We start from the raw sequence: 10,354 nt of genomic DNA on the forward strand, positions 1-10,354 counted from the left end.
CGCCTTGAAGCGGTCCCAGTGGTTTTCGCCGGTGTTGTAGATCAGGACCGGCGGCGTGTTCGCCTTCGGCGCGCCATCGACCAGGTACTGGTTGAAGAACGGCAGGARCACGTCGCGACGGAACTGGAGTGCCGTGTCACCGTCCCAGTTCAGTGCGCCGAGCGAGGACGCGCTGTAGTTGACCTGGCTATGGCGCCAGGGGCCCATCACGAGGTAATTCTTGTCGTTGCCCTTGTCCTTGGGCTCCATGGCTTCGTAGCTATGGATCGCGCCCCACATGTCTTCCTGGTCCCAGAGGCCCTGCAGCCACATGGTCGGGACCTTCAGCGGCTGCTTCGCCATTTCCTTGTCGAGCGCCTGGCCCTGCCAGTAGGCGTCATAGGAGGGGTGCTCGCTGAGCTTGCGCCAGTAGGGCAGCTGGTCGAGGCCAGCCGCTTTGGCGTAGTCGCCCGCCGAACCGGCGGCGAGGAAGTTGGTGTAGTCGTCGTAGCCGGCGCGGGTGATTTCCTCACCCTTGCCGCGCTTGGCGTTCTGGCCGGTGATGTAGTCGAAGTTGGTCTGCCGGAAGGCGCCGTAGTGGAACCAGTCGTCGCCCATCCACCCGTCCACCATCGGGCTCTCCGGCGCCGCCACCTTCAGGGCGGGGTGCGGGTTGATCAGGGCCATCACCACGGTGAAGCCCTCATACGACGAGCCGATCATGCCGACCTTGCCGTTGGACTCGGGCAGGTTCTTGGTCAGCCAGTCGATCGTGTCGTAGGCGTCGGTGGAATGATCGACCTCAGACGAGTTGAGCGGACCGCGCAGCGGGCGGGTCATCACATAGTCGCCTTCCGAACCGTACTTGCCGCGGATGTCCTGGAAAACACGGATATAGCCTGCGTCGACGAACACTTCGTCGCCCTGGGGCAGCAGGTTGCGCATGGTCGTCGCACCGCCGCGCTCGGCGCGCCCATCGGCGTCGTAGGGCGTGCGGGTCAGCAGGATCGGCGCGTGCTTCGCGTTCTTCGGAATCACGATGACCGTGTGCAGCTTGACCCCATCGCGCATCGGGATCTCCACCACGCGCTTGATGTAGTCGTTGGCAGCGGTGGGTGCTTCGAACTTCGCAGGGATATCCGGCGTCATCGGCGCGGTCTGCGCTGCGGCAAGGCCGGAAGCGACGGCCAGTGACAGGGCGAGCATGGGAAGCAACGAGCGAGGCGACATGGGCATTCCTGTGGCGTTGGGACGAAACCCTTCTAGCGTGCCGTATCGCGGGCCCGGAGGCCATGGTCCCGACCGGGAGGCCCCGGATCGCGGGMAATAAAAAACCCGCCGCTCCCAAAGGAGCGGCGGGTTCGGTGGTGCGTACTACTTACTGACCAGCAGCGGTCGACGCAGCGGCCGGAGCGGCCGTGCCGGCAGCAGCCGGAGCGGTCGTGGCAGCAGCCGGAGCGGCCATGGCGTCAGCCGGAGCAGCAGCCGGAGCGGTTGCAGCAGCGGCCGGAGCCGTGGCAGCAGCAGCCGGGGCAGCAGCCGGGGTAGCGTCTTCGCTCTTGTTGCAAGCGGAGAGCATGGCGGCAGCGACGAAAGCGAGTGCAGTGATCGAAGCAATCTTCATAGGTTTGGCTCCTCAGTTGTTATGTATAGGCGCAAGCGCGACGGCGGATACCCACCGGTTGGCGGGCCCTCCACGGCTTTCGCCGCGCGTGCAGATGATAAATGGTTTCATCCCTGGCGTGCCCGTGCGAAGACAGACGCGACAAGATTGCAACGATCATGATGAAGCGTAGATGTCTGGTGACGCAAGCGTGACGTAATCGCACGCTTTTTTCAGAATAATCGCGTTACGCCTCCGGAAGCCAGTCCTTAGTCTTGTCAGTCAGAAATTGCGATTCGGACACTTGGTCCGTTCGCCTGACAAGGAGAGAACGCGTGCTTACCGAAAAAACGTTTAAAACCCGATACCTGTCGGCAATGATAGCCGCTTTTGCGCAGCCCGCCATGGGCATGGAAGGACCACCCTGGGTTGTCGATGGGACGGAATTCGATCTTCCCGCAGGATCCTGGGAGACGACGCATCCGTCCGAGGCGGCGCTTCTTATCAGGGATGGCGGCATCGTCACCGGCACCGCCGTCGGAATCAAAACGTCGGGCCAGGGCGCTTCAGCCATCAAGACCGAGGGGTCAGGGGGTGAGCTCACCCTGACAGGAGGGAAACTTCAAACCGCCGGTGGAAGCGCCCATGGCCTTCTGCACACGGGAACCGGTCGCGTGAAGCTCACTGACGTGGACATCGTCACTGAGGGTGGCTTGGCGAATGGGGCGCGGTTCGAGGGCAAGGACGTCGAAGGCATACTCGTCGGCGGTAGCGTCGCCACCACTGGCTACGCTGCAGTCGGCTTGCTTGCCGTCGACGGAGCCCAGCTCGCGACCGAGGCGACCCACGTGTCCACGACCAACACAGCGGCCCATGGGTTGGCGGCGGAGGGCGCCTCGTCCGGGCTGCGGGCGACGAAAGCGTCCATCGAAACCCTCGGTGAGCAGGCGATGGGAGTGCGGATATCGTCCACCGGAACGGCGGTCGTGACCGACACAACCATCACGACCGGCGGGAATGGTGCGCATGCACTGCACTCCGACGAAAACGCCGCCTTCATCACCGTCTCGGGTGGCCTATGGAAGACCACTGGTGATCGCGCGAATGGTTTTGACGGCGCCACTAAAGCGCTGGCCAGCATCAGTGGCACCCATATCGAGACGTCGGGCTTCAACTCAGCCGGCGTCGATCTACGCGCAGGGTCACTCAAACTGAGCGACACCGACATCCTTACCCACGGTAACCAAGCGTTCGGCATCGTGGCGATGGGTGGCGATTTCCCTGGACGCGTCCCTTCCGTCGACGCCACACGCACGCACATCGTGACCGAGGGACGGTCGGCGAACGGTGCTGACGCCCGGGCCGGGGGGCGCATAAGCCTCAATGACACGGACATCCTCACCTCGGGGCAGTTCGCCAATGGTCTGAGCGCGTGGAACGCGTCGATCGTTGCCAACGGCACCACCGTCAAGACCACCGGCGTCGCCGCCTACGGTGCTGACGTGAGCGAGGGGGGCTCACTGACCCTCCAGGGCGGCTCGATCGAGAGCGAACAAGCCGCCGCGCTGCGCCTGAACAACCCGACCAAGGTACGCATCAGCGGGGGCGCAGTTCTGGCTGGCGCCGCCTTCATCGACGTCTACCCCACGTCCACCACGCCTTTCACCGTGACACTGGAAAACAAGAGCGTGGCCATCGGTGACATCCGCCTCGCCGACGTCAGTGGTGCGCCGCCGCCGGATGCCACGAAGACCTCCCTGACCTTACGCAACGAAGCCCTATGGCATGGCGGTACCGACATCGTTCGCGATCTCACGCTGGAGGACAAAGGCCGGTGGTCGGTGGCGCGCGACAGCCATATCGGCAGTTTCAACAGCGACCACGGCATCGTGACGTTCGCTTCTGCGGCAGGCACCTTCGCCACGCTGACCGTCGCGGGAGACTACGACGGCAACCAGGGTCTGTTCCGCATGCGCAGCCGGCTTGGTGACGACACCTCAGCGTCCGACTTGCTCCACATCATGGGCAACACGACCGGCAGCAGCTTCATCTCAGTCGATACACTCGACGGTGCGGGCGACTACACCAACGACGGCATCCGTCTGGTGCAGGTCGACGGCAGCTCGCACGGTCGGTTCGAACTCGCTGGCCGCGTGGTTGCGGGTGCCCACGAATACTTCCTCTACCAGGGGGCACTCAGCGCGGCGAACGACGGCGACTGGTACCTGCGCTCGTCACTGGAACCCGAAACGGTAGATCCCGCCATCATCGACCCGCCTGTGACGGAGACGCCCGACCCGGGTATCGATCCGCTGGTGCCGGTGGTACGCCCGCGCCTGCTGCGACCTGAGGTCGGCGCTTATCGGGCAAACCAGACCGCTGCGCTCGAGATGTTCCAGGGTGGTCCCGGAGCCGGCGAAGATGACGAACGCGACGGTGCACGCCATGACATCTGGGCGCGCTTCGATCGCCGCCATACCTCGTTCGATATCGGCAACCAGCTGACCACCACGTCGTCGGCCAGCGAGCTTGCGCTCGGTGCCGACCTGCTCCGTGATCCGGATACCGAAGCTCACCTGGGTGTCATGGCGGCCGTCGGTCGCGCCGACACACGGGGCACGTCGCTGCTGACGCATTACGCAGCCAGAGGCCGCGTGCGTGGTGCCGCTACAGGTTTGTACGGCGGCGTTCGAAGTGACACCGGCACGTACATACGCGGTTGGACACAGTACGCGCACGTCAACCAGCGCGTGGAGGGTGATGGTCTCGCCGCCGAGCGCTATGGCAGCGGCATGCTGACAACCAGCCTGGAAGCAGGGCACCGCTGGCGCCACGCGCTCAGCCGCCAGACCGACGCGTACATCGAGCCGCAGGCGCAGGTCCTCAGCACCCGGCTACGGGGAGGCACGCATCATGAGACCAACGGCACACRCATCGGCCCGCTCCATGGCACAGGCACCACCGCGCGTCTCGGCGTGCGCACGGCCGCCCGCTGGAATACGCCGAACGGCCACGTCGCCTCGCCCTACTTCGCCGCGAACTGGATTCGTCGCCTCGGCCGCCTCGATGCCACGGCGTTCAACGCCGAGTCGTTCGATGCCGGTGTGCCGCGCAACAGCTACGGACTTAAGCTTGGCGTCGCTCTCATGCGCAGTAACGGGTGGCGGCTGTGGACGGATGTGGAAACACGCTTCGGTGCCCATCGGTACCGTCGGGTGACCGGRTCCATTGGTATTCGCAAGGCCTGGTAATGCGGAGAACGAACTCGGGGCGTGCTACACCCCCGCCTCGAGTTCGCCTCAGCCTGCCAGCTCGACCGCTACGGGCCGCGTCCTGCGCGCGGTCGCCGTGCTCCCGATAGAAGCCAGCACGATAAACCCGATAGCCAGCCACTGGCCGGCGGCGAGATGCTCACCCAGTAGCAACATCGCGAGGAACGAAGCAACGGCCGGCTCCAGGCTCACCATGATGCCGAAGGTTTCGCTGGGCAGGCGCTTGAGCGCCATCATCTCCAGCGACATGGGGATGGCGCTCGAGACGATCGCCACGCCGAGACCGGCCAGCAGGATCATCGGATCGAGCAGGCTCGCGCCCGCGTGTGCCACGCCGTAAGGCACGACGACGAGGCTCGCCGCCACCAGGCCGAGCGATACCGATTGCCCCGCATGCAGGTGTCCGGCCTGTTTGCCGAAGAGGATGTACAACGCCCAACAGACGGCGGCACCGAGGGCGAGCATCACACCCGTCGGGTCGAGCGTACTGTTATGGCCGAGGGGCAACAGCATCACCAGGCCCGTGATCGCACTGGCGAGCCAGACAAAGTCGACCGGACGCCGTGAAGCAATCATCGCCACCGCGAGCGGCCCACTGAATTCGATAGCCACGGCGATGCCAAACGGAATGGTCCGCAGCGCCAGGTAGAAAAGCAGATTCATCACGCCGAGCGTCAAGCCATAGCGGATGACGAAACCTGCGTCGCGACGGCTCAGCGGCCAGCGCCAGGGACGCCAAAAAAGGATGAGCACCAGGGCGGAAAACCCGACGCGCAGGGCCGACGTGCCTTCCGCGCCAATCAGCGGGAAGAGTTTTTTCGCGAATGACGTGCCGATGCACAGCGAGGTCACCGAGCCGAGTACGGCCAGTGCAGGCAGCCAGAGGGATGAGCGTGGGGAAGTCATGAAAGCACTGTAGCGGCTGCCGCGAACGGCGCCCATGGGCTCCCACGTGACTGCTGACAGGAAAGATAGACTTTTTGTTTATGGTGGACATATAGTCCATTCATCATCCCGCCTGCCGATGGCCGCTCATGACCGCCCTGCCCGACTTCCGTCTCGAAACCTACTTCTCGCGATGGGAGTTCGCGGCGCGCTTCCACCTGACGGCCTCGGATGCCCAGAGCATGCGGGTGGACGAGCTCCTTGCCCTGGCCGAGCCGGAGGACCGCGCCGCCTTTGAGTCCCTGCATCTGGGCTATACGCAGACCTATGGTGCGCCAGCGCTACGTGAGGCCATCGCCGGCATCTACGACAGTTGCCAGGCAGATGACGTGCTCTGCTTCGCCGGTGCGGAGGAAGGCATCTACATTGCCATGCGTGTGTTACTCGGCGCGGACGACCACGCCATCGTGGTAACCCCGAACTATCAGTCGTCGGAAACCGTGCCGCTGTCGATATGCGATGTCACCGGCGTCCCTCTCGATCCCGACGATCACTGGTCCCTCGACATCGACCGTGTCGCCGCCGCCATTCGGCCGAACACGCGGGTGATCTCGATCAACTTCCCGCATAACCCGACGGGCAAGATACTCGAACGCGATCGATACGACGCGCTGGTGATGTTGTGCCGCCGCCACGGCATCTGGCTGTTCAGCGACGAGGTCTACCGTCCGCTCGGGCCGCCGGGCACGGCATACCTTCCGCAAGCGGCCGACGTGTACGAACGCGGCATCTCGCTTGGCGTGATGTCGAAAGCTTACGGCCTGCCCGGCCTTCGCATTGGCTGGATTGCCTGCACCGACCGCGCGTTCCTGCAGAAGATGGAGCGATACAAGCATTACCTGTCGATCTGTAATTCGGGGCCTTCGGAACAGCTGGCACTCATCGCCCTCAAGGCGCGGGAGACGATCCTCGAAAGGAATCGCCGGATCGTCGGCGACAACCTGGCGCTACTCGACAGCTTCTTTGCCGAATGGCCCGAGCACTTCGACTGGTACCGACCCGATGGCGGCTGCGTGGCCTACCCGCGATACCTCGGTGCCGATAGCGTTGAAGCATTCGCGGCAGGCCTTGTCGAGCAGGCTGGTGTGCTCCTGTTGCCCGCCGAGCACTACCGATCCGAACTGGGTCCGACACCGAGCGACCGTTTTCGCATTGGCTTCGGTCGTGCCGATTGCCCAGAAGCACTCGCTGCCCTGGGCGACTATCTGCGACGCAACCCCTGACCACCGAGTGATTGCGAGTAGCAGGTCGCTCAGCGGTCTTTCGCCTTGTGCTTTTTCACGTACTCCTGATATGCCTCGATACCTACATCGCGCCGAAGCAGCTTCGAATCCGGGTCGAGCGTATACGACGCATGCTCCGGCAGCGTCAGCTCACCTCGACCATCGGCCATGGGCAAGGTAATCACGTGGTCGCCGACACGCATGTCGACCGGCATCGGGAAGGCGCCCTTGCCAGGCACCGACCATGTCAGGTGCAGCTGTTGGCCGTCACGGGTTACCTGCAGGTCGGGTAGCTCGGCCTGGTAAAGGTAGATGTTGAAGAACCAGTGCAGGTCCTTGCCCGTGACCTTGTCGACGATGTCGATGTAGTCGCGCGTGGTGGCATATCGCGGCGCGAAGTTGCCCGGCACGGGGTGCTCGGTCCCGTACACCAGCAAACGCACCGAGCGGTAGAAGGCGTCGTCGCCGATGAGGTTTCGCAGGGTGTGCAGCACAAGCGCGCCCTTGCTGTAGATGTCCTGCCCTGGACCACCCCGTGCGTCCTCGTAAACATCTTCCTCCCGCCGTGGCTGCCCCGACACGATCGGATGGTGATTGGCAAGCTTGCTACGAAGCTGCATGAGATTGGCGAAGTAAGCCTGCTTTCCACCGATCGACTCGGCGTAGAGCGGCTGCATGTAGGTCGCGAACGCCTCGTGCAGCCACATGTCATCCCAGTTGGCGTTGGTCACCTGGTTGCCGAACCACTCATGCGATAGCTCGTGCTGAAGCAGGTCGTCGTAACCATAGGCTGTCTTGGCGTACTCGTTACCGTACGCATTGACTGTCTGGTGTTCCATGCCCTTGAACGGCGTTTCCACGACGCCCATTTTCTCCGCGCCAAACGGGTACGGGCCGACGGTACTTTCGAGAAAGTCGAGCATGGGCGGGAACTCGGCAAAGAGTGCACGCGCCTGCTTTTCATCGTCCACATACCAATAGTGTGTGGGGATGACGTTACCGAAACGACTGGTATAAGGCGCGGACAGCTCCCGATAGGGTGCAATATTCAGCGCGACGCCGTACGTGCTGACATCGTGACTGCGCCAGTGATACGTGCGCATGCCGTTCGCCTCGTCCATGCCGACGGCAACACCGTTGCCGACAGCCACCAGAGGAGCTGGCACGGTCACGTGCTCGTCGACGAGTTTCGGTCGGCCCATCGGATGATCGATACACGGCCAGAACAAATCGCAGCCCTCGCCTTCCACGGCGGTGGCGATCCAGGGTTGACCCTTCGGTGTTCTGGCCCACACAAAGCCACCATCCCACGGCGCATGTACGGCGGCATGGGGGCTGCCGTGGTACGTGACTCGCACCGTCGTATGGGCTCCCGCGGCGAGCGGATGCGGAAGATCGACCTCGAGGCGACCCTCCGGATTCCGATAGGCGGTACGCGGCAATGCCTTGCCGTCGACTTCGACCGCATCGACGGGCAGGTTGCGGTCGAGATCCAGCACCACGCGACGCAGCGGCGACATAACGGCGAAGGTCAATCTCGCGTCGCCCTCGATCCAGTGCCGTGCAGGATCGACACGGAAGCTCAGATCGGCATGTTCGAAGGTCACGGCCAGCTGTTCCGGTGCACGCGGGGCGCCGGAATTGAGGGTGAGGTCGGTCAAGGCGGGAAGTCCCGGCGGCGCCGAGGGCGTGCAGGCGACCGTACCAAGTGCCAGGCCGATGCCGAGCAGGAGCGTGTTTCGCATGATCGATGAGCCGTCCGGGGAGAGGGGAAGCGAGGGAACCATACTGACCCGCGGGTGCTTCGTCATCGGTCTTTAGATGGGTATCGCGCGGAGGACGGTGGCATGTAAAAGCTGGTCCCCGGCACCATCGGTGCTTCGTGCAATCCATGACGGTGCCGATGGTTGATCGTATGAGGGGTGATACAGCCAGCACATCGAGGCCCCCGTGAAACCACTCAAACTGATATCCGTTCTCGTGGTCGGCGCTCTTGGCCTGGGCGGTGGGGTTGGCGTTGGCGTTGGCGTTGGCAGTGCCCGGGCCAGCGCTGTTGCGGGCGAGACGCCTCCCGCTATCCCTGCGGCTTCCAATTCGGCCGCCAACCCGGCGCTTCCGGTGGAAGGTCGGTTTCCCGCGCTCAGTGGCGCCACGACATGGCTCAACGGGCCGGCCCTGACCCCTTCCGGCCTGCACGGCAAGGTGGTTCTGGTCGACTTCTGGACATTCTCGTGCATCAACTCGCTTCGACCGCTTCCTTATCTCCGCGCGTGGGCAACGAAATACCAGGCGCAGGGGCTCGTCGTGATCGGCGTGCAGTCGCCGGAGTTTGCTTTCGAACAACGGCTCGACAATGTGCGCGACGCGCTGGCAAGTCACGCGATCAGCTTTCCGGTCGCGGTCGACAATGGACACCGGATCTGGAACGCCTTCCAGAACGAGTACTGGCCCGCGATCTACCTTATCGATGCCGAGGGGCGCATCCGCTATCACCGCTTCGGTGAAGGCGATTACGACCAGACCGAACGCGCGATACAAGCGCTGCTGGTCGAAGCAGGCGCGTCAGGCGTCGAACAGAACCTCGTCAGCGTGCACGGCACGGGTGCCGAGACAGCGCCTGACTGGGACAACGTGAAATCACCCGAGACCTATCTGGGTTATGCACGGACGGAGCGATTCGCGTCGCCAGGCGGTGCCGTACAGGATACGCGGCACACCTACACCGCGCCGACACCGCTCGACCTCAACGACTGGGCGCTCTCGGGCGAGTGGACCATGGGGGCCGAAGCGACCACGGTACGCAAGGCTCACGGACGACTTCTTTTCCGGTTCCACGCGCGTGACCTGCACCTGGTGGCGGGCCCATCCACACACGGTTCGACGCTGCACTTCCGTGTACTGATCGATGGCAAGCCGCCAGGCAGCAGCCACGGCGCGGATACCGACGAACAGGGCAATGGGACGATCGACGGCCAGCGCCTTTATCAACTCATCAGGCAGAAAGCACCCATCGACGACCGGACGTTCGAGATCGAGTTCCTGGATCCCGGGGTGGACGTGCTTGCTTTCACGTTCGGCTGACCGGCACAGGGTTCATCGCGGAATCCCTGGGACGCTGGAGGGGTCGGTTCACTCGCCTTGCGAGTGCGTGTTTTAGCGGCTCGCGCCGCCGCTTGCGTGGGGGGTGAGGCGCAGAGCCTTCGGTGCCCACCCTCGCTGCTCAGACACGTCCTCCGCGTTTCGTACCGGAAAGGCCGCTGCGCGGCCGTGTACTTATTTGGCCTACGGCCGCTCCACTTGTGCGGAACTCGCCTCGAGGGTGGGCACCGAAG

General features: G+C 63.9%; 7 protein-coding genes. 3 read left to right on the forward strand and 4 right to left on the reverse strand.

Going from position 1 to position 10,354, the window contains the following annotated elements; all coding sequences use genetic code 11:
* Nucleotides 1-1,209 (reverse strand): CocE/NonD family hydrolase (locus AC1DSN_RS12535; protein WP_477330936.1); only part of this gene is annotated, 1,209 nt, incomplete at its 3' end.
* 148 nt (nucleotides 1,210-1,357) lie between these two features.
* Nucleotides 1,358-1,603: a hypothetical protein gene (locus AC1DSN_RS12540; RefSeq protein WP_477293890.1), complete on the reverse strand. Its 246-nt coding sequence runs from the start codon at nucleotides 1,601-1,603 to the stop codon at nucleotides 1,358-1,360.
* Between the two features lie 314 nt (nucleotides 1,604-1,917).
* On the opposite strand from AC1DSN_RS12540, the gene AC1DSN_RS12545 reads away from it, so the two are divergent.
* Entirely contained in the window at nucleotides 1,918-4,833 is a 2,916-nt protein-coding gene (locus AC1DSN_RS12545) for an autotransporter family protein (protein WP_477330938.1), read from the forward strand.
* Between the two features lie 48 nt (nucleotides 4,834-4,881).
* Here the strand turns inward: AC1DSN_RS12545 and AC1DSN_RS12550 are convergent, their stop codons facing one another.
* Nucleotides 4,882-5,760 (reverse strand): EamA family transporter, encoded by an 879-nt coding sequence (locus AC1DSN_RS12550; protein WP_477293894.1) that lies wholly within the window; start codon nucleotides 5,758-5,760, stop codon nucleotides 4,882-4,884.
* 128 nt (nucleotides 5,761-5,888) lie between these two features.
* Here AC1DSN_RS12550 and AC1DSN_RS12555 point away from each other — a divergent pair, with 128 nt between their 5' ends.
* The gene (locus AC1DSN_RS12555) at nucleotides 5,889-7,022 is read left to right on the forward strand and encodes an aminotransferase class I/II-fold pyridoxal phosphate-dependent enzyme (RefSeq protein WP_477293896.1); all 1,134 of its coding nucleotides are present in this window, start codon (nucleotides 5,889-5,891) and stop codon (nucleotides 7,020-7,022) included.
* Between the two features lie 29 nt (nucleotides 7,023-7,051).
* On the opposite strand, the gene AC1DSN_RS12560 is transcribed toward AC1DSN_RS12555, so the two are convergent.
* A complete protein-coding gene (locus AC1DSN_RS12560) occupies nucleotides 7,052-8,767 on the reverse strand; it encodes a M1 family metallopeptidase (protein WP_477330940.1) in 1,716 nt (571 codons plus the stop codon).
* 205 nt (nucleotides 8,768-8,972) lie between these two features.
* On the opposite strand from AC1DSN_RS12560, the gene AC1DSN_RS12565 reads away from it, so the two are divergent.
* Nucleotides 8,973-10,103 (forward strand): redoxin domain-containing protein, encoded by a 1,131-nt coding sequence (locus tag AC1DSN_RS12565; protein ID WP_477293900.1) that lies wholly within the window; start codon nucleotides 8,973-8,975, stop codon nucleotides 10,101-10,103.
* Nucleotides 10,104-10,354 lie beyond the last annotated feature (251 nt).

The sequence above is a fragment of the Luteibacter sp. P4_D7_3 genome (assembly GCF_056401735.1).